General features: G+C 39.5%; 23 protein-coding genes and 1 pseudogene. 16 read left to right on the forward strand and 8 right to left on the reverse strand.

Annotation, left to right across the window (positions count from 1 at the left end; genetic code table 11):
- Window positions 1-24 precede the first annotated feature (24 nt).
- Both ACU5DF_RS21905 and ACU5DF_RS21910 read right to left on the reverse strand, forming a co-directional pair.
- Window positions 25-696: a YadA C-terminal domain-containing protein gene (locus tag ACU5DF_RS21905; protein WP_446714166.1), complete on the reverse strand. Its 672-nt coding sequence runs from the start codon at window positions 694-696 to the stop codon at window positions 25-27.
- A gap of 151 nt (window positions 697-847) precedes the next feature.
- The gene (locus ACU5DF_RS21910) at window positions 848-1,810 is read right to left on the reverse strand and encodes a LysR family transcriptional regulator (RefSeq protein WP_446714167.1); all 963 of its coding nucleotides are present in this window, start codon (window positions 1,808-1,810) and stop codon (window positions 848-850) included.
- A 195-nt stretch (window positions 1,811-2,005) separates the two neighbouring features.
- Here ACU5DF_RS21910 and ACU5DF_RS21915 point away from each other — a divergent pair, with 195 nt between their 5' ends.
- On the forward strand, window positions 2,006-2,371 hold the full coding sequence (locus ACU5DF_RS21915; protein WP_446714168.1) for a YgiW/YdeI family stress tolerance OB fold protein: 366 nt from the start codon (window positions 2,006-2,008) through the stop codon (window positions 2,369-2,371).
- Between the two features lie 67 nt (window positions 2,372-2,438).
- On the opposite strand, the gene ACU5DF_RS21920 is transcribed toward ACU5DF_RS21915, so the two are convergent.
- Both ACU5DF_RS21920 and ACU5DF_RS21925 read right to left on the reverse strand, forming a co-directional pair.
- The gene (locus ACU5DF_RS21920; protein ID WP_446714169.1) at window positions 2,439-3,182 is read right to left on the reverse strand and encodes a copper homeostasis protein CutC; all 744 of its coding nucleotides are present in this window, start codon (window positions 3,180-3,182) and stop codon (window positions 2,439-2,441) included.
- Window positions 3,183-3,432: 250 nt separating this feature from the next.
- A complete protein-coding gene (locus tag ACU5DF_RS21925) occupies window positions 3,433-4,041 on the reverse strand; it encodes a peroxiredoxin C (RefSeq protein WP_045102747.1) in 609 nt (202 codons plus the stop codon).
- 130 nt (window positions 4,042-4,171) lie between these two features.
- Between ACU5DF_RS21925 and ACU5DF_RS21930 the strand changes: the two genes are divergently transcribed.
- From ACU5DF_RS21930 to aceA, 3 genes are all read left to right on the forward strand, one after another.
- Window positions 4,172-5,071, forward strand: coding sequence for a hydrogen peroxide-inducible genes activator (locus ACU5DF_RS21930; RefSeq protein ID WP_446714170.1), 900 nt, complete (start codon window positions 4,172-4,174; stop codon window positions 5,069-5,071).
- Between the two features lie 573 nt (window positions 5,072-5,644).
- Window positions 5,645-7,249, forward strand: coding sequence for a malate synthase A (aceB, locus tag ACU5DF_RS21935; protein WP_045102745.1), 1,605 nt, complete (start codon window positions 5,645-5,647; stop codon window positions 7,247-7,249).
- A gap of 14 nt (window positions 7,250-7,263) precedes the next feature.
- Window positions 7,264-8,592, forward strand: a complete 1,329-nt coding sequence (gene aceA, locus ACU5DF_RS21940; protein ID WP_446714171.1) for an isocitrate lyase — start codon at window positions 7,264-7,266, stop codon at window positions 8,590-8,592.
- A 93-nt stretch (window positions 8,593-8,685) separates the two neighbouring features.
- Here aceA and ACU5DF_RS21945 read toward each other — a convergent pair whose 3' ends face one another.
- Entirely contained in the window at window positions 8,686-9,132 is a 447-nt protein-coding gene (locus ACU5DF_RS21945; RefSeq protein WP_446714172.1) for a CBS domain-containing protein, read from the reverse strand.
- 242 nt (window positions 9,133-9,374) lie between these two features.
- Here ACU5DF_RS21945 and queA point away from each other — a divergent pair, with 242 nt between their 5' ends.
- The 5 genes and pseudogenes from queA (at window position 9,375) to secF (ending at window position 15,047) form a co-directional block, all read left to right on the forward strand.
- The gene (gene queA / locus ACU5DF_RS21950; protein ID WP_446714173.1) at window positions 9,375-10,427 is read left to right on the forward strand and encodes a tRNA preQ1(34) S-adenosylmethionine ribosyltransferase-isomerase QueA; all 1,053 of its coding nucleotides are present in this window, start codon (window positions 9,375-9,377) and stop codon (window positions 10,425-10,427) included.
- A gap of 197 nt (window positions 10,428-10,624) precedes the next feature.
- Entirely contained in the window at window positions 10,625-11,752 is a 1,128-nt protein-coding gene (gene tgt / locus ACU5DF_RS21955) for a tRNA guanosine(34) transglycosylase Tgt (RefSeq protein ID WP_446714174.1), read from the forward strand.
- 87 nt (window positions 11,753-11,839) lie between these two features.
- Window positions 11,840-12,172 (forward strand): preprotein translocase subunit YajC, encoded by a 333-nt coding sequence (gene yajC / locus ACU5DF_RS21960; protein ID WP_045102740.1) that lies wholly within the window; start codon window positions 11,840-11,842, stop codon window positions 12,170-12,172.
- Window positions 12,173-12,225: 53 nt separating this feature from the next.
- Window positions 12,226-14,082, forward strand: coding sequence for a protein translocase subunit SecD (secD, locus tag ACU5DF_RS21965; protein ID WP_080889812.1), 1,857 nt, complete (start codon window positions 12,226-12,228; stop codon window positions 14,080-14,082).
- Between the two features lie 12 nt (window positions 14,083-14,094).
- A pseudogene (gene secF, locus ACU5DF_RS21970) lies at window positions 14,095-15,047 on the forward strand (protein translocase subunit SecF).
- An 89-nt stretch (window positions 15,048-15,136) separates the two neighbouring features.
- Here the strand turns inward: secF and ACU5DF_RS21975 are convergent.
- From ACU5DF_RS21975 to map, 3 genes are read right to left on the reverse strand one after another with little or no spacing between them, the layout of a single operon-like run.
- Window positions 15,137-15,517, reverse strand: coding sequence for a DUF3461 family protein (locus ACU5DF_RS21975; protein ID WP_446714175.1), 381 nt, complete (start codon window positions 15,515-15,517; stop codon window positions 15,137-15,139).
- A 24-nt stretch (window positions 15,518-15,541) separates the two neighbouring features.
- On the reverse strand, window positions 15,542-18,163 hold the full coding sequence (gene glnD, locus ACU5DF_RS21980) for a bifunctional uridylyltransferase/uridylyl-removing protein GlnD (protein ID WP_446714176.1): 2,622 nt from the start codon (window positions 18,161-18,163) through the stop codon (window positions 15,542-15,544).
- A gap of 52 nt (window positions 18,164-18,215) precedes the next feature.
- A complete protein-coding gene (gene map / locus ACU5DF_RS21985; protein WP_446714177.1) occupies window positions 18,216-19,043 on the reverse strand; it encodes a type I methionyl aminopeptidase in 828 nt (275 codons plus the stop codon).
- A 347-nt stretch (window positions 19,044-19,390) separates the two neighbouring features.
- Here map and rpsB point away from each other — a divergent pair, with 347 nt between their 5' ends.
- From rpsB to ispC, 7 genes are all read left to right on the forward strand, one after another.
- Window positions 19,391-20,122, forward strand: a complete 732-nt coding sequence (rpsB, locus tag ACU5DF_RS21990) for a 30S ribosomal protein S2 (protein WP_446714178.1) — start codon at window positions 19,391-19,393, stop codon at window positions 20,120-20,122.
- 132 nt (window positions 20,123-20,254) lie between these two features.
- On the forward strand, window positions 20,255-21,103 hold the full coding sequence (gene tsf, locus ACU5DF_RS21995) for a translation elongation factor Ts (RefSeq protein WP_446714179.1): 849 nt from the start codon (window positions 20,255-20,257) through the stop codon (window positions 21,101-21,103).
- 229 nt (window positions 21,104-21,332) lie between these two features.
- On the forward strand, window positions 21,333-22,064 hold the full coding sequence (pyrH, locus tag ACU5DF_RS22000; protein WP_045102732.1) for a UMP kinase: 732 nt from the start codon (window positions 21,333-21,335) through the stop codon (window positions 22,062-22,064).
- Window positions 22,065-22,099: 35 nt separating this feature from the next.
- On the forward strand, window positions 22,100-22,657 hold the full coding sequence (frr, locus tag ACU5DF_RS22005) for a ribosome recycling factor (protein ID WP_446714180.1): 558 nt from the start codon (window positions 22,100-22,102) through the stop codon (window positions 22,655-22,657).
- Between the two features lie 124 nt (window positions 22,658-22,781).
- Window positions 22,782-23,555: an undecaprenyl pyrophosphate synthase gene (gene uppS, locus ACU5DF_RS22010; protein ID WP_446714181.1), complete on the forward strand. Its 774-nt coding sequence runs from the start codon at window positions 22,782-22,784 to the stop codon at window positions 23,553-23,555.
- 3 nt (window positions 23,556-23,558) lie between these two features.
- Window positions 23,559-24,398, forward strand: coding sequence for a phosphatidate cytidylyltransferase (locus tag ACU5DF_RS22015; RefSeq protein WP_446714182.1), 840 nt, complete (start codon window positions 23,559-23,561; stop codon window positions 24,396-24,398).
- A gap of 102 nt (window positions 24,399-24,500) precedes the next feature.
- Entirely contained in the window at window positions 24,501-25,703 is a 1,203-nt protein-coding gene (gene ispC / locus ACU5DF_RS22020; RefSeq protein WP_446714183.1) for a 1-deoxy-D-xylulose-5-phosphate reductoisomerase, read from the forward strand.
- Window positions 25,704-25,705: the final 2 nt, after the last annotated feature.

The raw sequence follows: 25,705 nt of genomic DNA on the forward strand, positions 1-25,705 counted from the left end.
AATCCTTGGAGGGGCGAGAGTTATTTATTTAAAGTTATATTGGATGCCAACTCCACCAGCAACATCTGAAGATGAATAACTGCCTGAGGATTCATAATGGAATGTTCCCGAAACACTTAATTTTTCATTGATACCATAAGCACCGCCTAATGCTAAAGCCTCTTTGGAACCAGAGAAGCCGATACCGGCACCAATTGCAAATTCACCTTCTGTAACAAATGGGCGCGCATTAGCGACAGCATGTAAACCAGCGCGTACTCCATCAATCTTGTCGTCTTGTTCATTAAATCGGCGGTTGTTCTCTTCAGCCATCGTTTTAAATTCATTTTCTAATGTATTGATACGATCACCGTCGCTGATTGCAGGGATCCCCCATTCTGGAGTGTTATCAATAGGTGGCTGGGTAGGTTCTCCAGGAGCTGGTCTATCTGGAGTATTGTCAATTGGTGGTTGAGTCGGGGTTGGTGGCTGTGGTCTGTCTGGTGAATTATCCACCGGTGGCTGTTCAGGAATATCTTGACCAAAATCAGGGTCTGCTAACTCTGGACGCTCTACAGGAGTATCAGGCCCTATTCCCCAATGAGGTGTATCACCAAAATCAGGTGTTGGACGATCTGGTGTTGAGGGAGTAGCTTCAGCCATAACAGAAGAAGAAAATATTGCGGTTAACGATAACACTAGAATAGTTTTTTTCATTTCATAACTCTCATATTAATCATAAATTAGATTTAGTAATGAGCGTCCATGCTTACTGATAAATCTGTTTCCGTTTGATGGAATGAATAATATTGAGATTGGTGATTACTTTCTAATCGTCTGTAATTATATTGCTGATAAGCTACACTTATCACTTCTGGTTAGGTTGTGATTCCTGATAACTAGATTTATGGTGGGCCTTTAATAATAGATCAGTAATCAGTTGATTTAGCCAATTATGGAGAGGGTTCTTTTTATGCCTTTGATGATAGTAACTATGAATAGGGTAATTTAGAGGTACGTCATTAAGAGCAAGATCAATACGCCTTAACCTTGAATATTGATGAAGTGGAAATAATGAAGTTGAAGGGAAATACATATCAGTGTGTTGAACAACGTCAATTAAAGCCATTGGTAGTTCAGAACGAAAACCAACTTTATGGTCAATATTTAAATCTCGTAGCACTTCACTAGCGAGACTCTTATTGTCATTCCACCCAGGAATAATTAAAGAGGCAAGTTCATATCCCTTAAAATCATAAGGCGTCGCAATTTTTTTTTGTATTGGATGATCATTTCGAATAATTACACAACCCGTCACAGTCATTAAATTATGTGTGATTAATTCTTTAGAAACCTTGTCATATTCATAATTAATCGCAATATCTAACCTCCCTTTAATTAGGTCATCAAAGGTTGAGGACGACCAATTAAATAGTTGTAGTTCAACATTTGGTGCTTGCTCTTTTATGGCATGAAATAAAGCACCTGATAAACAACTTAGCACTTGAGGAGCTAAGGCTATTTTGAGTGTATTTTGTAACTCACTCGGTTGGAAGTTTTCAGATCTATTTAATATTGATGATAATCCATCAAGGTAAGGCTGAATATTTTCGGCTAACTCTTCTGAAAATGGCGTCGCTTTTAGACCATGATGAACCTTTATAAAGAGTTCGTCATCGAAATGATTGCGTAGCTTTTGCAGTGCTTGGCTGATGGCAGGCTGAGAAACTAATAGGCGCTCAGATGCTTTTCTCATATTAAGTTCTTGAGAAAGAATTAAAAAAGTTTTTAGTAAATTTAAATCCAACGTTACAAAGAGATCTTTAGCCATATATGCCTATTTCCTATAAATAAATTGAGTCATTTAATACTCTTCACGCTTCCTTCACGATACCGCTTCTATAGTACTCACATTACGAATTAAGACCAAGTTTAACTCAATTTTGTTCTTGTTCATGTTGAGTTCAACTAACTACTTCTAATATGTAGTTATAGAAAGCCATTAATTAAATTGGAAAATAGTAAAATGAAGAAAATCGTATTAGTAAGTGCATTAGTATTAGCATCAACAGGCGCATTCGCAGCTCAAAATACTCAAGTTGCTAAAGGTGGTTTTACAGGGCCAAGCACAGTAACGGTAAATACAGTTCAAGTAGCTCAAGAAGCAAAAGATGATACTCCAGTAACACTAACAGGTTATATTGTTGCTTCGTTAGGTGATGAAGAGTATCAATTTAAAGATGCGACCGGTGAGATAATTGTTGAGATTGATCACCGTGATTGGAATGGCATTGAAGCAACACCTGAAACAAAATTAGTTATTCAAGGTGAAGTTGATAAAGAGTGGAAACACACCGTTATTGACGTAAATACTGTGCAATTAGCGAAATAATTTTTCGATAGAGTTCTGTATCAAAAAGGCCAGAGATAATTCTTTGGCCTTTTTATTGGAATTAAATCTATTTAATATTCTGTCTTACTGCATCAATTTTTTTAGAGTCAGTTACAGGAACAATAAAGTCATCCAAGTCACCAGCCCCCATTTTAACGCCATCTAACACTAATTTCATTTTACTTGGGCGAGTAGATTTACCTGATAAATGAATTTCAGTCACGTCTGTTTTTTCTATAATCTCTTTTGCATTATTTGCGGTGACACCAGCACCTGCTAATATGTCAAAGCGCCCATTTGCCAGTTTTACCATTTCAGTAAGAATATCTATACCATCATAAGCATTTGCGGCCAGACCTGAAGTAAGTATGCGCTCGCAACCTAATTCAGCAATGTTCTCAATTGCTTTTTTATAGTTTGAGCATTGGTCTACTGCACGATGGAAAGTGACACCCAAGTCATTATCGTTAGCGACTTTCATAAGGCGAGTCGCGAGCGGCATATCAATATCGCCATTGGCTTTTAATACACCAAACACGACCCCTTGTAAGCCCGCTAATTTTGCAGCATGAATATCCTCAATCATGGCTGATATATCGTCGTTGTCATACAGAAAATCTCCCTGACGAGGACGGATCATCGCATAAACAGGAATAGAAGAGATAGCCGCTGCTTTTTTCATGAAACCAAAGCTTGGTGTTAATCCACCTAAAGCAAGAGAAGAGCAAAGCTCAATTCTATCTGCGCCACCATTAATGGCATTATGCAGAGATTCTAGGTTATCGATACAGACTTCAATTTTAATAGACATGATATGTAGATAGAAATAATGGAGAATGAGTGAGTATAAAGAATATTTAGTTTTAGATGTGTGAAGAGGGCGTCAGAATTACGCTCTAGAATAAAGAAAAAGCCCTGAAGATAACTTCAGGGCTTTTAGTATTAGGCAAACTTTCTGATTTTAGGCTACTGCGTTTATACGCTTTTAATATTCTAGCCACATGCACCGTTGAGCGTAGGTGCATTCGAGTACTTTGATGTAAAGTACTCTATGTTAGCAATTACTTGCTTAGGTCGTCAGCGTGTTCAGATAGGAATGCTGCAACACCTTTTGGAGATGCGTCCATACCTGCTTTGCCTTCTTCCCATTGTGCTGGACAAACTTCACCATTCTTCTCGTGGAAGTTTAGTGCGTCAACCATACGTAGCATTTCGTCGATGTTACGACCTAGTGGAAGATCGTTAACCACTTGGTGACGAACAAGACCGTCAGAATCGATTAGGAAAGAACCACGGAAAGCAACACCAGCTTCTGGATGCTCAACGTCGTATGCTTTACAGATCTCGTGCTTAACATCAGCAACTAGAGGGTATTTAACTGGACCAATACCGCCATCTTCGATAGCAGTGTTACGCCATGCGTTGTGAGAGAATTGTGAATCGATAGAGATACCGATTACTTCTGCGCCTTTAGCTTGGAAGTCAGCTAGACGGTTGTCAAAAGCGATTAGCTCTGAAGGACAAACGAAAGTGAAGTCTAGTGGGTAGAAAAATACTACCGCAGTCTTACCTTTAGTGAATTCTTTGAAGTTGAAGCTATCAACGATTTCACCGTTACCTAGAACAGCTGCAGCAGTAAAATCTGGTGCTTGACGACCTACTAATACCATTTTTGAATCTCCTAAAAATTAGATTTTCCAAACTTCGTGTTTGGCTTTACGTTTCAACAGGACAAACTATAGTACAAAAGGTATGATGGAAAAAAGCGAATTAAATAGATTAATGTAATCGAGAAAAGCGATGAACAAGTGGCCATCATTAAAACAGTTACACTACTTTATTACTCTGCATGAGACTCGTCACTTTGGCGATGCAGCAGAAAAGTGTTTTGTCAGTCAATCAACGTTGAGTAAAGGGATACAAAACCTTGAAGAATTAATTGGTTGTCCACTGTATGAGCGAGATAAAAAAACATTAGTGTTTACCCCTATCGGGGAGAAAGTCGTTGAGCAAGGGCGAGAATTATTAGCTAAAGGGCAAGATTTAATAGAGCTAGGTTCATTGTGCCAAGGGGACGCAATGCAAGGGCAGTTACGTGTTGGGTGTATTCCAACAATCGCGCCTTTTTTATTGTGTGATTTGGTACAAGAAGTGAATAAATGCTACCCACAGCTGACGTTACTATTAAGAGAGGACACAACAACGAATTTATTAGCGGCGTTAAGGCAGGGACAACTTGATGTTCTTATTCTTGCTTTACCTGTTGATATTTCGGGTATGGAAAGTTTAGTTGTTGGTCGTGATCCATTTAAAATGGTTATTAGTAAAGATCAAGCGAGCAGAATATCTACACCAATCCATTATGACGAGTTACCGGATGAGTTTGTTTTCTTGTTAGAGAAAGAGCACTGTTTAACTGAGCATGCGGTTTCTGCCTGTAAGTTAACAAGCAAAGAAAAAATAAATCCGTTTACAGCAACAAGCCTTCATACCTTAGTTCAAATGGTCGCTAATGGATTAGGGACTACTTTTATTCCTCAAATGGCTATCAAGCATGGTTTGCTAGATAACCAAAATTTAGTTGTCGTTGAACCACCAGGTCAAGAGGCATCACGAGAGATTGGATTAGTTTGGCGACCAAGTTCATCTCGTTTACAGGCTTTTCATCAACTTGCAGACATCGTTAAACACATTTTATAATTTTATTTTCATATTTAAGGCGCTTATTTATTTTTTAAATAAGCGCCTTTCTACTTTTGAATAACAGAGCAATTAGTGACCGCATTCTCACTTCTTTATATTTGTTTTGATACAGATCTGACCAGTTAATTTCTTTCCTTCTTGTTGTATACCGTCACTTTCTTTTTATTACCTCTTAAATAAGTATCTTCCTTCTTCTTTTTTTATTCTATGCCGCTGTTTTCTTTGTGAAATTAAAACTGTGAATTTTACATGTTCAATTTTACAAGTTTAATTTCTGTAATTTAATTACGTTTATTTTAGATCTTAATCTCCTTTTTATGTTATCAGCTTGTAAAAATTAAACTTTGACAATCATTGTTATAGAGCATTTACTCATAACTCAACTTGCTGGGTTTTAGCGACATCTTATTGAAAATACAAGGCGGTATTAGCCTTTGGTAGGGGTTGTAATTTATTCGCTCTTTCGAGAATGTAATAGACGTAAACAGCAAGAACAATGAATAGGATGAAACATGAATACTAAATCGTAGTGTTTTAGTTACAAATGTAATTTTGCCGGAGGCACAAACCATGACAGATACCATGATGATCACAGAAAAAGAAATATCTATTGTTGGACCCAATCTGCCACAAGTTGAAGAAGTATTAAGTGCTGGGGCTGTCCGGTTTTTAAGTCACGTCGTCGAAAAATTTGCACATCGTATTCCTGAGCTTTTAGAAACACGTCAAGTTCGCCAAAGAAAGATTGATGCTGGCCAATTACCTGATTTCCTTGCGGAGACTCGCTCTATTCGAGAATCAGAGTGGAGTATTCAAGGTATCCCTACGGATCTTCAAGACAGAAGGGTTGAGATTACGGGCCCAACTGATAGAAAAATGGTGATTAATGCATTAAATGCCAATGTAAAAGTATTTATGGCAGATTTTGAAGATTCACTAGCGCCTTCGTGGGAGGCTGTGTTGGATGGGCAAATCAATCTTAGAGATGCAATGAACGGTACGATTCAATACACCAATCCGCAAACTCAAAAGGTATATCAACTAAAACAAGATCCTGCGGTATTGATTTGTCGAGTTAGAGGGCTGCACCTTCCAGAAAAACACGTGTTGTTTAACGGTGTTGCTATTCCCGGAGCTTTGTTTGATTTCGCACTCTATTTTTATCACAACTATCAAACGTCATTAAAGAAAGGCAGTGGTCCGTACTTCTACTTACCTAAACTACAAGCCTACCAAGAAGCGGCATGGTGGAGTGACGTATTTACTTTTGCTGAACGTGAGTTTGGCTTAAAACAAGGCACGATTAAAGCGACCGTTCTTATTGAAACCTTGCCTGCTGTATTTGAAATGGATGAAATTCTATACAGCTTAAAAGAACATATTGTTGGATTGAATTGTGGCCGATGGGATTACATTTTTAGCTACATTAAAACCTTAAAAAATCATCCAGACAGAGTATTACCAGATCGCCAAGTGGTAACGATGGAAAAACCGTTTTTAAATGCCTATTCACGATTATTGATCAGAACGTGTCACCGAAGAGGAGCGTTTGCGATGGGAGGAATGGCCGCCTTTATTCCATCGAAAGATCCGGTAAAAAATGATTGGGTACTAAATAAAATTCAAACCGATAAATCACTGGAAGCGAATAATGGACACGATGGTACTTGGGTGGCTCATCCTGGATTAGCAGGAACTGCAAGAGCAGAGTTTGACAAGGTACTAGGTGAACGAATCAATCAGATAGATGTAAGCCGAGATACTGATGAACCAATTACCGCAGAAGAATTATTAGCACCTTGTGAAGGAGAGAGAACAGAAGAGGGCATGCGTCATAACATTCGGGTGGCGGTTCAATATATTGAAGCGTGGATCACCGGCAATGGGTGTGTGCCGATTTATGGATTAATGGAAGATGCCGCAACGGCTGAAATATCACGAACGTCTATTTGGCAATGGATACAACATGGGAAATCACTAGATAACGGCGAAACCGTAACGGCGGATCTATTTAGAACCATGTTATTAGAAGAAATAAAAGTAATAGAAGATGAATTGGGAACTGAGCGTTTTGACTCCGGCCAATTCACTCAAGCTGCAAAATTAATGGAGCAATTAACCACCAGTGATCAACTAACGGACTTTTTAACACTACCTGGCTATGAATATTTATAAGAGAGGGAACTATTATGACTACATTTAAACCGCAAACTCGCCAACAACAAATTGATGCACTTAAAAAAGATTGGGCTGATAACCCTCGTTGGAACGGGGTAACTCGTCCATATACTGCTGAAGAAGTTATTAACCTTCGTGGGTCTTTTGCACCAGAGAATACCATTGCCCAGAAAGGGGCAGACAGATTATGGTCGTTGGTGAATGGCTCGTCTAAAAAAGGATATGTGAATTGTCTTGGTGCATTAACTGGTGGACAAGCAGTTCAGCAAGCAAAAGCGGGAATTGAAGCTATTTACCTTTCAGGTTGGCAGGTCGCTGCGGATAATAATACCGCGTCAACCATGTACCCAGACCAATCATTGTACCCGGTAGACTCTGTGCCTTCGGTAGTTAAGCGTATTAATAATTCTTTCCGTCGTGCGGATCAAATTCAGTGGTCAACAGGAACAGCTCCTGAAGATGGTATTGATTATTTTCTTCCGATTGTTGCCGATGCAGAAGCTGGTTTTGGTGGTGTACTTAATGGTTATGAATTAATGCGTAACATGATTGAATCTGGTGCCGCAGGGGTTCACTTTGAAGATCAGCTAGCATCTGTGAAAAAATGTGGTCATATGGGTGGTAAAGTATTAGTACCAACTCAAGAAGCAGTACAAAAGCTGGTTGCAGCGCGATTAGCAGCCGATGTAGCAGGAACAACAACACTCGTTATCGCAAGAACCGATGCTAATGCGGCGGATTTATTAACATCAGATTGTGACCCATACGATCAAGAGTTCATTGAAGGCGAACGTACAGCGGAAGGTTTCTACAAAGTAACCGCGGGTATTGACCAAGCAATTTCTCGTGGTCTTGCGTATTCACCATACGCTGATTTAGTGTGGTGTGAAACGGCAACCCCATGTTTGGAAGAGGCTCGTAAGTTTGCTGAAGCTATTCATGCAGAATACCCAGATCAATTACTGGCGTATAACTGTTCGCCATCGTTTAACTGGGAGAAAAATCTCGATTCAGAAACCATTGCTAAGTTCCAACAAGAATTGGCTGATATGGGCTACAAATACCAATTTATTACGCTAGCTGGCATTCATAGTATGTGGTTTAACATGTTTGAACTCGCACATTCTTATGCGCAAGGTGAAGGTATGCGTCACTATGTTGAAATGGTTCAACGTAAAGAGTTTGAATCAGCATCTAAAGGGTATACATTCGTGGCACACCAACAAGAAGTGGGTACGGGTTACTTTGATATTATGACCAATACCATTCAAGGTGGAAAATCGTCAGTGACTGCATTAACAGGATCAACTGAAGAAGAGCAATTTAAAACCAATGCTTAATTAATACCAATTCTATACCCACATAACAAAAAAGAGTCGTATTATTACGTTTTAGGGAGAATGGAGTCTCCCTTTCTTTTTTCCTGTTAATTATTATTCCTCATCAATCTCTATCGGATCAACTTCCTCTTGCAGTTCTAATAGATTAATTGCAATGGTAACAAAATCTGAATCTGTGATTATTCCTACCAACTTTCCATGCTCAACAACAGGTAAGCAACCCACTTTGTGTTTTTGCATGAATACTGCCGCTGATTTTAATCCTCCGTGTGGAGAAATACTCATGATATTTTCATGCATAATAGCATTGAGTGGAATATCTAGCGTTGAGATATCTTCGAAGGTTGGTTTTTCTAAACACGATGTTTGAGCTGCCAATAAATCTCGTTGAGTGACTAATCCAATCAGTGTGTGCTCAGTATCTACAATAGGTATATGCCTAATACCGTGCTCGTCCATTAATGCTTTGGCATCTTCTAAAGAATTAGAACGAAGCAGAGTATGAGGATGAGTTGTCATTAAGTCGCTAATGGTAAACATAATTGCTCCTGCTGATTTATGTATCTTTAGTAAATATAGAGGCAGATGAAAGAAAAAAGTGCGAGCTAGCTAGAGGTTTGGAGAGATAAAAAGATTGATGCTACTTTCTCTGCTTAAGGTCAATTTCGTTAATTAAAATGGAAAAACATTGAAAATTTGAGAGGTATATTGCTTCATCCCTTGCTATTGCTCTGGGCGTGAATATACTACTCTGTCTGCCATTTTTGATGAAGAAGTAAACCATGCAAGTATCCGATTTCCACTTTGAATTACCCGATGAACTTATTGCCCGTTACCCTCAACCTGAGCGTACGGCAAGTCGCCTATTACAATTAAACGGTAATAGCGGTGAATTAGTCGATGGTCAGTTTACTAATGTGCTGGATTTAGTGCAGAGTGGCGATCTTGTCGTCTTTAACAATACTCGTGTTATTCCTGCGCGTATGTTTGGTGTAAAAGCATCAGGCGGAAAATTGGAAGTTTTGGTTGAACGTGTTCTTGATGAGCATTCAGTTTTAGCGCATGTACGTTGCTCTAAATCACCAAAGCCTGGCAATCAACTGTGGTTAGGTGAGAATCAAGAGTACGAAGCAGAAATGGTTGCCCGCCATGATACTTTATTTGAAATTCGTTTTATTTCTGAAAAGAAAGTATTAGATATTTTAGATGAAATCGGTCATATGCCATTACCGCCTTATATCGATCGTCCAGATGAAGATGCAGATAAAGAACGCTATCAAACGGTTTATAATGAAAAACCGGGAGCCGTTGCTGCGCCAACCGCTGGTTTACACTTTGATACAGAGATTCTAGAAAAAATGAAAGCAAAAGGCGTAGAATTTGCCTACGTTACGCTTCATGTTGGTGCCGGTACATTCCAACCTGTTCGTGTTGATAATATTTTAGAGCATCACATGCATTCAGAGTATGCGGAAGTATCTCAAGAAGTGGTTGATGCCATTAAAGCAACCAAAGCACGTGGTGGCCGAGTAATTTCTATAGGAACAACCTCCGTTCGCTCGCTTGAAAGTGCTGCGCAACATGCGTTAAAACAAGGCACAGAATTAGCGCCATTTTTTGATGACACTGAAATATTTATCTACCCAGGTTACGAATTCCAAGTAGTAGATGCATTGGTAACAAACTTCCATTTACCTGAATCAACTCTGATTATGCTTGTAAGTGCTTTTGCGGGTTATGAAAATACCATGAAGGCGTATGATCAAGCGGTAAATAATCAATACCGTTTCTTTAGTTACGGTGATGCGATGTTCATTACGAAGAAAACGGCGTAATTAATACACGTTAAACACATAGATAAATTTAGATTTCGCTCACGGAGCCAGTGAAATAGAAAACAGGATGTTTTCGACTGTGTTAGCCATCATTCTTTATAATCGTAAGGTGGTAATACAGAGGTGCCACATTAGTCTTTTAATGTGAGCAAATTAAACACATTGTCAGATTGTTTCTCTGGCTTATTGGAGGTTTCGTGAAATACGAACTACTTAAAAAACAAGGTCGCGCACGTCGCGGTCAATTACAATTTGACCGTGGTACGGTTGAGACTCCAGCATTTATGCCAGTAGGTACTTACGGTACTGTTAAAGGTATGACTCCTGAAGAAGTAAAAGACACTGGAGCTGAGATTTTACTGGGTAATACGTTCCATTTATGGTTACGTCCTGGTCAAGAAATCATGAAACTGCACGGTGATTTACATGACTTCATGAACTGGAAAGGTCCGATCTTAACAGATTCAGGCGGTTTCCAAGTATTCAGTCTCGGAAAAACACGTAAAATCACCGAAGAGGGTGTACATTTCCGTAGCCCTGTAAATGGTGATAAGATCTTTATGGATGCAGAGAAATCAATGCAAATCCAGTACGATCTTGGTTCTGATGTTGTAATGATTTTTGATGAATGTACGCCATATCCTGCAACGCATGATGAAGCGCGTATTTCAATGGAACGTTCAATTCGTTGGGCTGACCGTAGCCGTAATGAATTTGATCGTCAAGAAAACCCGAACGCACTGTTTGGTATCGTTCAAGGTGGTGTATACGAAGATTTACGTGATGTTTCAGTTGAAGCGCTAACTAAGATCGGTTTTGATGGCTATGCCGTTGGTGGTCTGGCTGTTGGTGAGCCAAAAGAAGACATGCACCGCATTTTAGAACATACATGCCCACAATTACCTGAAGATAAGCCACGATACTTAATGGGTGTTGGTAAGCCAGAAGATTTAGTTGAAGGTGTTCGTCGCGGTATTGATATGTTTGACTGTGTTATGCCAACGCGTAATGCACGTAATGGTCACCTATTTGTGACTGGCGGTGTGATCAAGATCCGTAATGCGAAACATAAAACAGATACAACACCACTAGATCCTGAGTGTGATTGTTATACTTGTCAAAACTACAGCAAGTCTTACTTACATCACTTAGATCGTTGTAATGAAATTTTAGGTGCGCGTTTAAATACGATTCATAATTTACGTTATTACCAACGTATTATGGCGAGCATCCGTAAGGCACTGGAAGAAGAACGTTTTGAGCAGTTCGTAGAAGAGTTCTATGCACGTCGCGAACGTGAAGTTCCACCATTAAAAGACCTTTAAAAGCAGAGTTATCACCCATATATCTAAAGGATATGTGTATGGTCACATTTTGGAAACTAGAAACTAGATTAACGAGGACGTTATTAAATGAATTTTTTCTCTCAAGCTCATGCAGCTGGTGAAGCAGGTGCACAAGGCGGTGGCATGCAAATGTTTATCATGCTGGGTATGTTTGCTGTTATTTTCTACTTTATGATTTATCGCCCACAAGCGAAACGTCAAAAAGAACACAAAAACCTAATGTCTTCTATGGGTAAGGGCGATGAAGTTCTTACTGCAGGCGGTTTAGTAGGTAAAATCACTAAAGCATCTGAAGAAAATGATTACGTTGTTATTGAGCTTAATGCGAATAATGAAGTGACAATTAAAAAGGATTTTGTTTCAGCAGTTCTGCCAAAGGGCACGCTGAAATCACTATAAAAAGAGTACCCTCTGACTTAGGTTAGAGGGTATTTTTCATTAAGGACATCGCTGTGCTAAACCGTTTCCCTTTATGGAAGTATTTGATGGTAGTTTCAGTACTACTTATCTCCGCTCTTTATGCACTTCCAAACCTCTATGGTGAAGATCCAGCCGTTCAAATCACGGGTAGCCGTGGTGCTGAGGTTCAGACCTCTACGCTGGATGTTGTCGCTGAAAATTTAAAGAACAATGGTATTGATTATAAGTCAATCGCATTTGAAAATGGCACTGTTCTTGTTCGTTTTAATGATACTGATTCTCAGATCAGTGCTCGAGATATCATTAACGAGTCATTAGGCAAAGATTATATTGTTGCACTTAACCTTGCTGCATTAACTCCTGATTGGCTAACGTCAATTGGTGCAGCTCCAATGAAGCTTGGTCTTGATTTACGTGGTGGTGTTCACTTCTTAATGGAAGTGGATATGGACGCGGCAATGAGTAAGTTAATTGGCCAACAAGAAGAATCATTTCGTACTGATTTACGTGAAGCAAAAGTACGTTACCGTGCAATACGTGAATCAGGTAAAGATGCTGTTGAAGTTATCCTTCGTAATGAAGAACAGTTAGCTAAAGCTAAAAAAGTTTTATCTGATGTTCATCGTGACATGACATTTGTTGATTCTGAGACAAATGGCCAATTCAAGTTGACGGCTACCTTCACCGAACAACGTATACAAGAAATCCGTAATTATGCGGTCGAGCAAAACATTACCATTATCCGTAACCGTGTTAATGAACTTGGTGTTGCAGAGCCTCTAGTTCAACGTCAAGGCGCTAGCCGTATTGTGGTTGAATTACCGGGTGTTCAAGATACTGCTCGTGCAAAAGAAATCTTAGGCGCAACGGCAACACTTGAGTTCCGTGAAGTTGATGATAAAGCGGATTTAGTTGCTGCAGCTAGTGGCCGTGCTCCTGCTGGTAGTGAAATAAAAGAAGATCGTAACGGTCGTCCTGTTGTTTTGAAAAAACGTATTATCCTTGGTGGAGCAAGCATTACTGATGCTAGCTCAAGCGCTGATGAATACGGTCGTCCACAAGTTAACATCTCACTGGATAGTGAAGGTGGTAGCAAGATGACGGCATTCTCTCGTAAAAATATCGGCAAGCTAATGGCTACGGTATTCACAGAGTACAAAGACAGTGGTCGCCGTACTCCTGAAGGTCGCGTTATTCTTGCTAAAACAGAAGAAGTCATTAACCAAGCAACTATTCAATCAGCATTGGGTCGTAGTTTCCGTATTACGGGCATCGACTCTCAAGCTGAAGCGCATAACCTTGCGTTACTGCTTCGTGCTGGTGCGCTAATTGCTCCAATCTCGATAGTTGAAGAGCGTACGATTGGTCCATCTATGGGTCAGCAAAATATCGATATGGGTATTCAAGCATGTATCTGGGGTATGGTTGCAGTAATGCTATTCACTCTAGTTTATTATCGTGGTTTTGGTTTGGTTGCTAACTTGGCGCTTGCTGCTAACTTGGTGTTAATTATTGGCGTTATGTCGATGATCCCTGGGGCAACAATGACCTTACCTGGTATTGCAGGTATTGTATTAACTGTTGGTATGGCTGTAGATGCAAACGTTCTTATTTTTGAGCGTATTCGTGAAGAATTGAGAGATGGACGTAATCCACAGCAAGCAATTCACCAAGGTTATGCGAATGCATTTAGTACTATTGCCGATGCAAACATTACAACATTAATTACAGCAATTATTCTTTTTGCTGTAGGTACTGGTGCAATCAAAGGTTTCGCAGTAACGCTGTCTATTGGTATTTTGACTTCAATGTTTACCGCTATTGTAGGTACTCGTTGTGTTATTAACTTAGTTTACGGCGGAAAGCGCGTAGACAAATTGTCGATCTAAGGACTCATTATTATGTTTCAATTAATGAAAACAGAGAAAACGATCGACTTTATGCGTTGGTCTAAACCTGCTTTCTTCTTTTCTGTATTGATGATCGTTGCTTCTATTGCAACACTATCAACAAAGTGGCTGAACTGGGGTTTAGACTTTACGGGTGGTACGCTAATTGAAGTAGGTTTTGAGCAGCCAGCTCATTTAACTGATATTCGTAATGCATTAGAAGCAAAAGGTTTTGGTGATGCAACAGTACAAAACTTTGGTACAGCTCGTGATGTTATTGTTCGCCTTCAGCCTCGTGAAGGGGTTAAGGGTGAGCAGTTAGGTAACCAGATATCATCGGTGCTATTAAAGAAGGTACGGGTGAGCAAGTTGAAATGCGTCGTATTGAGTTCGTTGGTCCAAATGTGGGTGATGAACTGACTGAAGCGGGTGGTTTAGCTATCCTTGTTTCTTTACTATGTATTTTGGCTTACGTATCGATTCGTTTTCAATGGCGTTTAGCTGCTGGTGCTGTATTAGCATTGGCACACGATATCATCATAACATTAGGTATCTTTTCATTCTTACAAATTGAAGTAGATTTGACGATTATTGCGGCATTGCTAACAGTGGTGGGCTATTCTTTGAATGATACCATTGTTGTATTTGACCGTATTCGTGAAAACTTCTTGAAGATGCGTAAGGGTGAGTCAGGAGATATAATGAATGATGCTATTACTCAAACATTAAGTCGTACCTTGATTACATCAGGCACTACCTTATTTGTTGTTATTGCATTGTTTACCCAAGGTGGAGCTATGATCCACGGTTTTGCTTTAGCATTACTATTGGGTATTACTGTTGGTACGTACTCTTCTATCTACGTAGCATCGGCATTGGCTCTGAAATTAGGCATCACTCGTGAGCACCTAATGCCAACACCAATTGATAAAGAAGGTGAGGAAGAGTTTGAAGAGATGCCTTAATCGGTGATCTTTAAAAATTTCTCATAAAAAATGGACCTTAATGGGTCCATTTTTATTTCTATCGTTATTCTACTTTAAAATTAAGTTCGTTATAGTTTATCTAAATCTCTCTCAATCTCTTCTATTTTACTTGCCACTACTTTTTCTAAATGGCGAAGATCATTAAGGATTTTCTTTTTTACATCAGAAGGCGTTTCTTTTTCTGGGCGAGTGATCTTATTTAATTCATCAATAATAAGCGTAAGATTACGGTTAATTTCTGTTGTTTCTTTGTATCGGTGACTGCCACCATCAACCAGTACATTTTTCACTTGGCGTGGGTATTTAAACTTTACACTTTTAGCAAATAACTCCCCTTTCTGCTTACCAAAATAAATCTTTAAGATATCTTTTTGAGCTTCTTGGCGTAGGGAGTAGCGTTCAATTTTTTCAGGTTCAGATATACCAAGGCTAATTAAGTGAGGGTACATAGTTTACTCCATTATCGTTATTATTTAGTTTATTAGGTCATCAACATTTTTGATTAAAGCTATCTGTAATTCTACTTGTTTCTCTTCATCAAGTCGTCCACCTGTTTCTGAAGTTAAAATAAACAGATCTTCAGCTCGTTCACCAATGGTTGTGATTTTCGCAGCATGCAGATTAACACCTACTTGCGCAAAGGTAGCTCCGACAGTAGCGAGTAATCCTGGAGTATCTAATGCTACAAATTCCATTAGGGTGCGCTTTCCTGTTTTAGTCGGTAAAAATTCCATTCGAGTTTTAACATGAAAATGCTGAAGTTGACGTGGTGGACGACGCGTTTTTATATGACTTTCTTGATTTTCTAATTCTACAGCGTATAGCTGATTAATGAGTCTTCGTTGTCTTTCTTCATCAATAGGTTCGTCGTTTTGGTCTAAAACCATAAATGTGTCAAGAGCATAACCATCTTTACTCGACATGACTTGAGCGTCATAAATAGTAATGCTACGTCTATCTAGTTCAGCGGCAACTGTTGCAAAGAGGTGAGCTTGATCTTTGCTATAAACAAATATCTCAGTTCCCCCTCGGCTCGCATTTTTACTGATCAGTATTAATGAACGCTCTTTATCGGAGTGATGAAGAAGGTTGCTAGTATGCCAAGCAATTTGTTGATGTGTATGACGCAAAAAATAGTCGGCTTTAAAGCGACGCCATAAATCTTCAATTTCCCACTGAGTAAAACCTTCACTGCGTAGTTGTGCTGAGGCCATATATTGATTATGACGAATACGAGCACGCAAATCGGGTGGATTTTCTAGCCCACGGCGTAGTGCACGTTGAGTTGCATTATATAAATCTGCAATAAGAGATCGTTTCCAACTGTTCCAAAGATCAGGGTTTGTTGCACAGATGTCGGCAACAGTAAGGCAGACTAAATAATCTAAGCGTTCTTCATCTCGAACTTGTTTCGCAAATTCAGTAATAACATCAGGATCATAAATATCACGCCGCTGTGCTGTGACGGACATAAGTAAATGGCTTTTAACTAACCATGCGACGAGATTTGCTTCTGGTTTCGATAAACCATGTATGACACAAAAATCATAGGCATCTACTGCACCTAACTCCGAGTGATCTCCGCCACGCCCTTTCGCTATATCGTGAAAGATAGCTGCAATGATGAGAAGCTCTTTTTTGATGATTTTAGGATAAACTTCGCAGCAAATAGGGTGTTTTTTTCTATTTTCAGAGTTTGAGAATTTATTAATGTGCTTGAGTAATCTAATACTGTGTTCATCAACAGTGTACGCATGAAATAAATCAAATTGCATCTGACCTACAATATGACTCCACTGAGGAAGGTAGGCGGATAGGACGCCTAATTTGTGCATAGAGCTAAATGCTTTATGAAGCGCATTAGGGTGCTGTGTTAATTGAATGAATTTCTCACGAGCCTCAGGAATATCGCATAAAAATCGATTTAGTCGGCGGCGAGCAGTACGAAGTTGTCGCATTGTTGATGGGGAGACGCCTTCAATGTTTGAGTCGCTTGCCATAAGCAGAAATATATCCAAGATAGTATCTGGACGAGCTTGAAATAATGCGGGTTTTCTTGCTTCAATGAAGCGACCTCGACGTTGAAAATCACTATTTATAATATGAGGATGTTCTTGTTCACCAGGGCTAATAATTGCTTGGTCAAAGATCTTTAAAAGCATGCTATTAAGTTCCGCTACACGGCGAAGCGTGCGGTAGAACTCTTTCATCATGCGTTCGACTCCTCGATTTCCTTCACCAATAAAGCCTAAATGGTCAGCGACTTGAGCTTGGTGGCCAAAAGTGAGTCGATTATCATAGCGCTTTAATTCAATATGCAAAGCAAAGCGAACTCGCCACAAGAACTCTTGGCACTCTACGAGTTCACGATATTCTGCGTCAGTTAAAAAACCAGCTTGGCTCATTTCTAATAGAGAGGTAGCACCAAAATGACGACGAGCAATCCAACTTAGAGTATGAATATCACGTAATCCCCCTGGACTTGATTTGATATCAGGTTCTAAGTTGTAGGTGGTATCATGATAACGGCTATGGCGTCTTTTTTGTTCATCAATCTTAGCTTGATAAAAAGATTCACTTGGCCAAAAACTGTCAGAGTGAATACTGAGCTTTAGCTGATGAGCAAGGTCTTCATTGCCACAAATGTAGCGTGCTTCTTGTAAGTTAGTCGCAACAGTTAAATCCTCCTTACCAATTTCTACACACTCAGATAGTGAACGAACACTATGGCCGACTTCTAACTTTAAATCCCATAATAAGGTAACGAACTCACTGACTTTTTGACAAAAATCATCTGAAGTATTGTCATTGGTTAAAAGGAGAATATCAATGTCTGATAGAGGATGTAGCTCACTTCTTCCATATCCACCCACTGCGATTAATGAGGTTTCTGATAGAGTATCAAATTTGAAAAAAAACCATAAACGAGAGAGTAATTGGTCAAAATAATCAGAGCGCTGTAATACTAAATTAGACACTGGATAGCTTTGATTAAAATCGTCAATTTGGCGTTGAGAGAAAAGGGCCAATTGTTCTTTTAGTTCAGAAATAGTGAGCTGTTGATCGGATAAAGAAAGAGGTGATGTATACGTCATAGCAATCCCTGCCAATAAAAAAACAGAAGACCGAAGCCTTCTGTTTTTAATATTATTTGTTATTCATATGGCGCGGAATACTTTCTTCGGCACGTAGTGTTAACACTTCACAGCCAGTTTCCGTTACCAAAATGGTATGTTCCCATTGTGCGGTATTCTTACCGTCACCGGTATAAACCGTCCAACCGTCATTATCATCCTGTAGACAGCCAAATTTACCTAAGTTGATCATTGGCTCAATAGTAAATGTCATGCCGGCTTTTAATACAGTACGATCATTGTTTTTATAATGAACTACTTGTGGGTCTTCGTGAAATTTAGCGCCAATGCCGTGGCCACAGTAATCACGAACGATAGAGCATTTTGGTGTTGTGCCCTTGATGTATTTTTGAATAGCAGTACCAATTTCACCCAGTTTCACGCCTGGTTTTACTTTACGCATACCGACATACAAACTTTCTTGTGCAATTAAGCACAGGCGTTTATCTGTTGCGCTAACTTCACCAATTAAAAACATCTTAGAAGTGTCGCCGTGGTAACCATCTTTGATTACTGTGATGTCGATATTAAGAATATCGCCGTCTTTTAGGACTGCTGGTTTAGTAAAACCATTGTATTGTTCATCTTGTGTTGCAGGTATACCGTGACAAACAATATGGTTAATTGAAGTACAAATAGATTTAGGGAAACCATGGTAGTTCAATGGGGCAGGGATTGCGCCCTGAACTTCAGTAATATGCTTATGACAAATTTGGTCAAGTTCCTCTGTTGTTACTCCTGCTTTCACATAAGGTTCAATCATTTCGAGTACTTCTGCGGCTAGTTGACCGGCTATGCGCATTTTTTCAATTTCATCGGCGTTTTTAATATTTACTGACATGGGCTTTTCTCTATCTAAAAATAAATCGTTCTGGTTAAACGATAATTGTTCTTAGTTTACCTAGGCTGTGTTTATCTTTCAATATGAAAAATAATTCAAAATTTGGAACTTTTAGAAATGATTTTTTTGAAAATAGTAGATTTTAACGGCATTTTTATGGTATAAAGCGCGCCGGATTGATGAATAATTTTGTTATTCTCAATACCAACTATACTTTAATCTTAAATCACACACATACCGTCACGCTGTCCGGGGTGCTCAACTTTTTGATTTTTATCACTCAGTTAGGGTCGGATTACAAGCGGGGTATGTGGAGGCTTAACCCCATTTAATAGAGGAATTCTCAAATGGCAACTGTATCAATGCGCGATATGCTTAAAGCTGGTGTTCACTTCGGTCACCAAACTCGTTACTGGAACCCAAAAATGAAGCCATTCATCTTTGGTGCTCGTAACAAAGTTCATATCATCAACTTAGAAAAAACTGTACCAATGTTCAACGAAGCTTTAGCTGAACTTGCTAAAATCGGCAACAAAAAAGGTAAAGTTCTTTTCGTTGGTACTAAGCGCGCTGCATCTGAAGCTGTTAAAGAAGCTGCAATCAACAGTGACCAGTACTACGTGAACAACCGTTGGTTAGGCGGCATGCTTACTAACTTTAAAACTGTTCGCCAGTCTATCAAACGTTTAAAAGAATTCGAAGTGCAAGCTCAAGACGGTACTTTCGAGCAAATCACTAAGAAAGAAGCGCTAATGCGTACGCGTAGCATGGAAAAACTAGAGAAATCTCTAGGCGGTATCAAAAACATGAACGGTCTTCCTGACGCGTTATTTGTTATCGATGCTGATCACGAGCACATTGCAGTTAAAGAAGCAAACAACCTAGGTATCCCAGTATTTGCTGTTGTTGATACTAACTCAAACCCAGATGGCGTTGACTACATTATCCCAGGTAACGATGACGCAATCCGCGCTATCCAACTTTACCTGAACGCTGCTGCTGATTCTGTAAAGTCTGGTCGTAACCAAGACGTTGCAGCTGCTGTAGCTGAAAAAGACGGTTTCGTAGAAGCTGAGTAATTTTCGACTCGTCGAATTATTATTTGCTCCTAGTGAGTCTTTTAGTTTCGTAGTAAACTAAATATAGTTAGCAGGGGCCCAATTTGGCCCCTGATTTTTAACTTTAAATCTATTTATATTGAGGAATTGAGAATGGCAACTGTAACTGCTGCTCTAGTTAAAGAACTTCGTGAACGCACTGCTGCTGGCATGATGGAATGTAAAAAAGCGCTTGTTGAAGCTGAAGGCGACATCGAATTAGCAATTGAAAACATGCGTAAATCTGGCGCAGCAAAAGCGGCTAAAAAAGCAGGCAACATCGCTGCTGAAGGCACAATCATCATTAAAGAAGAAGCTGGCGTTGCCGTTCTTCTTGAAGTTAACTGTCAAACTGACTTCGTAGCTAAAGATGCTGGTTTCCTAGCATTTGCTAACGAAGTTGCAGAAGCTGCTTTAACAGAGCGTCTAGAAGACATCGTGGCTCTTCAAGCTAAGTTTGAAGATACTCGTATCGCTCTAGTTACTAAAATTGGCGAAAACATCAGCATCCGTCGCGTTCAACTTGTTGAAGGTGTTGCACTAGCTTCTTACCGTCACGGCGAGAAAATCGGTGTTGTTGTTGCTGGTGAAGGCGAAGCTGAAACACTTAAGCACATCGCTATGCACGTTGCTGCTTCTAAGCCTGAGTACGTTAACCCATCTGACGTACCTGCTGAAGTAGTAGAAAAAGAAAAAGCTGTTCAAGTTGAAATCGCTATGAACGAAGGCAAGCCTCAAGAAATCGCTGAGAAAATGGTTATCGGCCGTATGAAGAAATTCACGGGCGAAGTTTCTCTAACAGGTCAAGCTTTCATCATGGAACCTAAGAAAACTGTTGCTGACATTCTTAAAGAAAAAGGCGCATCAGTATCTACCTTCGTTCGTTTAGAAGTTGGTGAAGGTATCGAGAAAGTAGCTGAAATGAGCTTTGCAGACGAAGTAGCCGCGGTACAAAAAGGTTAATCCTTTTGTATTGTTGATAAAAAAGACCGTGGCCTTGCTGCGGTCTTTTTGTGAATGCGGAGAAAACTTTTGAATTAGAGCTAGTACCTACATAAACACTAATCAAAATAAGTCTGAGTAAGTATAAGATTATTATTTGCGATAGTTGTGTCCATTTTCTGTTATAGAAAGTATTTAATTTAAAATGGCGACAGTTATTTCGACAACTCTTAGTGAAAAGGTAAGAACCATGACGACGAACCCGAAACCAGTATATCAACGTATTCTATTGAAACTTAGTGGTGAAGCACTTCAAGGCGAAGAGGGTTTTGGTATCGACCCTGCAACGCTTGAGCGTATGGCTCAAGAAATAAAAGAACTTATTGAACTAGGTGTTCAAGTTGGTGTTGTTATCGGCGGTGGTAACCTTTTCCGTGGTGCAGGTCTTGCAGAAGCAGGCATGAACCGTGTAGTTGGTGACCATATGGGTATGCTAGCAACAGTAATGAATGGCCTTGCAATGCGTGATGCGCTTCACCGTGCTTACGTTAATGCACGTGTAATGTCAGCAATTCCTCTTAAAGGTGTATGTGACGATTACAATTGGGCTGATGCTATCGCTCAACTTCGTCAAGGCCGAGTAGTAATTTTCTCTGCTGGTACTGGTAACCCATTCTTTACGACAGATTCTGCTGCGTGTTTACGTGGTATCGAAATTGAAGCTGATGTTGTTTTAAAAGCAACAAAAGTAGAGGGTGTGTTTACAGCTGACCCAGTATCTAACCCAGATGCAGAATTGTATGATAAACTGGATTACAACACAGTTCTTGAAAAAGAATTAAAAGTTATGGACTTAGCAGCATTCACTCTTGCTCGTGATCATAAAATGCCAATTCGTGTGTTCAATATGAACAAACCTGGTGCATTACGTCGCGTAGTTATGGGTGAGGCTGAAGGTACTTTAATCAGCAGCGCTGAGTAAATAGTCCGGAATAAAATAACAATTAAGGTGAAGTTGTGATTAACGAAATCAAAAAAGACGCTCAAGAGCGCATGGGAAAAAGCGTAGAAGCACTGAGAAACAGCCTGCTAAAAATTCGTACAGGTCGTGCTCACCCAAGTCTTCTAGCCGGTCTTTCTGTTGAGTACTACGGTGCAAGAACACCAATTAATCAAGTAGCAAACATCATTGCTGAAGATTCTCGTACTCTTGCTATTACTGTTTTTGACAAAGAGCTTGCTGGCCTTGTTGAGAAAGCAATCATGATGTCAGATCTTGGTTTAAATCCGATGTCAGCTGGTACAGTTATACGTGTACCACTTCCACCGTTAACAGAAGAGCGTCGTAAAGACCTTGTTAAAATCGTACGTGGTGAAGCTGAAAACGGTCGTGTTGCTGTACGTAACATTCGTCGTGATGCAAATGGTGATGTTAAAGCACTTCTAAAAGAGAAAGAAATCTCTGAAGATGACGATCGCAGAGCACAGGATGAAATCCAAAAATTAACTGACGCTGCAGTGAAAAGTATTGATGAAGTACTTGCAGTGAAAGAAAAAGAGTTAATGGAAGTATAATTTTACTTTTTTTGCTCACTGTTCGGACTGATTTTTTCATATAAATAATGATATGATATCGGTGATGAACGCAATAAGAAGCGCTGTGTGCAGACATTAGCGCTTTTATTTTTAAGGGAGTTATATGACCAATCAAACTAATAGCGAGTTATTATCACTTAAAGTGTTACCCAAGCATATTGCGGTAATTATGGATGGTAATGGGCGTTGGGCTAAGGCTCAAGGTAAACCTCGTGTATTTGGTCATAAAGCCGGTGTTGATGCGGTGAGAAAAACCATATCAGCAGCGAGTAAATTGGGCATCAATGCTATCACTCTTTTTGCGTTTAGCAGTGAAAATTGGCGTCGGCCTGAAGAAGAAGTTAGTGTACTTATGGAACTGTTTATTACGGTTCTTTCCCGTGAAGTAAAACGTCTTCATAAAAATAATATTCAGTTACGTGTAGTCGGTGATACTTCTCAATTTAGTACTCGTCTTCAAAAGAAGATAATGGATGCAGAAGCATTAACCTGTGGAAACTCAGGACTTGTGTTAAATGTTGCAGCCAATTACGGCGGCAAGTGGGATATTACTCAAGCGGTGCAACGTCTTGCCTATCAAGTAGAGCAAGGTAATTTACAGGCAAATAATATAGATGAAGCAATGATAGCTTCTAAGCTGACAATGTCAGATTTGCCTGATGTGGATTTGATGATACGAACCAGTGGTGAGTGCCGAATTAGCAATTTTATGCTATGGCAAATGGCCTATGCTGAGTTCTATTTCACTGACCAATATTGGCCTGACTTTAATGAACAAAGCTTAGCTGATGCTATCGCTTGGTTCGTTAGTCGAGAAAGACGATTTGGTTGTACAGGTGAGCAAATCCAAGCTCTAATGAACGAAAAGGATCAATAAAGTTTGAAACAGCGTATTATAACCGCTCTTATTTTAGCACCTCTAGTTATTGCTGGTATTTTCATGTTACCAATGCAAGGTTTCTTAATTGCTATTGCTGCTATTACTCTTATCGGCTTTTGGGAATGGACTCAATTTACAGAGTCAAAATCTCGATATATTGCTTTAATTCCTTCAGTTGCGGCCCTTGCTGCTTCTCTATTTTTATTACCAACAGCTACGTTAGACTTGACTACCCCAAGTGACGGTCATCAAATGATATTGTTGGTTGGCTCTATATGGTGGTTAATAGCATCAGGCTTAGTACTGACTTTTCCAACCAGTAAACACCTGTGGCAAAACAACCTACCTTTAAAACACCTTTTTGGTTGGCTAACCATGATCCCATTTTTATGGAGTATTTTATTACTGCGTGCTGACAGTTACGTCTTAGACAGTTTTTATGGCGCTAAGCTAGTGTTATTGGTTTGTCTATTAGTATGGGCAGCAGACAGCGGCGCTTATTTTGCGGGTAAATCTTTTGGTAAGCGTAAAATGTCACCTGCAGTGAGCCCAAATAAAACCATTGAAGGACTTATTGGTGGGATAATTACTGCGATTATTGTTGGATGGGTAGCAGCTGATGCCTTTGATATTCGATTTGAAAGTACAGCAGCTATGCTCGGTATTTTTATAGCAACTATTATTATTTCAGTACTCGGTGATCTTGTTGAAAGTATGTTTAAACGAGCATCTGGTATTAAAGATAGCGGAACTATAATTCCTGGTCATGGTGGTATCTTAGATCGTATTGATAGTTTAACTGCCGCATTCCCAGTATTTGCCTTCTTGTACTTTCTATAGTTATTTTTCTCTTCTATTTTTAAGGGTTAAATAAATTAAATTTATACGGTAGATATTATAATCTACCGTTTTTCTATTCAATTTTCACTGTGGTCATTCATTATGCGCAAGTTAACCATTTTAGGTGCTACTGGCTCTATTGGTAGTAGTACACTTTCAGTCGCAAAACAAAACGCCGATAAATTTGATGTTGTTGCATTGGGTGCAGGAAGTAACGTTGAAAAGATGCTGGAGCTTTGTTGTGAATGGCAGCCTAAATATGTTGCTATGGCAAGTGCTGACGCTGCAAATACGTTAGTGATTAAATTAAAAGAGCATAGCCTTAATATCGAGGTTTTTTCTGGTGAAGAAGGATTGTGTCATATAGCTCAGCTTGATGATGTTGATACCGTCATGGCAGCTATTGTTGGCGCAGCAGGTCTACTGCCAACTATGTCTGCTGTAAAAGCAGGGAAACGTATTTTACTTGCCAATAAAGAAGCACTAGTAATGTCTGGTCAATTATTTATTGATGCCGTCGAAAAGTATGGTGCAGAGTTACTTCCTGTAGATAGCGAGCATAATGCTATTTTCCAATGCCTTCCAGAGCATATTCAAACCAATTTAGGCCGATGTGATTTAGATAAAAATGGCATAAGTGCTATTTTATTGACTGGTTCTGGTGGTCCTTTTCGCTATACCGATGTGTCAGAGCTTGATGCTGTAACACCTGAAATGGCCATTGCACACCCCAACTGGTCAATGGGCCCTAAAATTTCTGTTGATTCAGCGACGATGATGAATAAAGGGTTGGAATATATTGAAGCTCGTTGGTTGTTTAATGCAAACAAAGATCAATTAAAAGTAGTGATTCATCCGCAATCTGTCATTCATTCTATGGTGCAATATAAGGATGGTTCTGTGTTAGCTCAGATGGGACTGCCTGATATGAGAACACCAATCGCCTGCACGATGTCATATCCTCAGCGAATTAATGCAGGGGTAGAACCTTTAGACTTTACTAAAGTAGGTGAATTTAGCTTTATATCGCCTGACTTTTCTCGTTACCCATGTTTAAAATTGGCCATTGATGCTTGTTATTTAGGCCAACATGCAACAACAGGTTTAAATGCAGCAAATGAACAGTCTGTAGCTGCTTTTTTGAACGGTGAAATTAAATTTACCGATATCGCTCGAATTAATGAGCTGGTTTTGAACAAAGTATGTGCAAACTTCCAAAACCTTGAGCTAGATAGCTTGGAAAGCCTGATTGACCTAGATAGAATGGCGCGTCATTATGCCGATGAGGCAATTAAAAAGGTTTAACT

The sequence above is a fragment of the Aliivibrio wodanis genome (assembly GCF_052920805.1).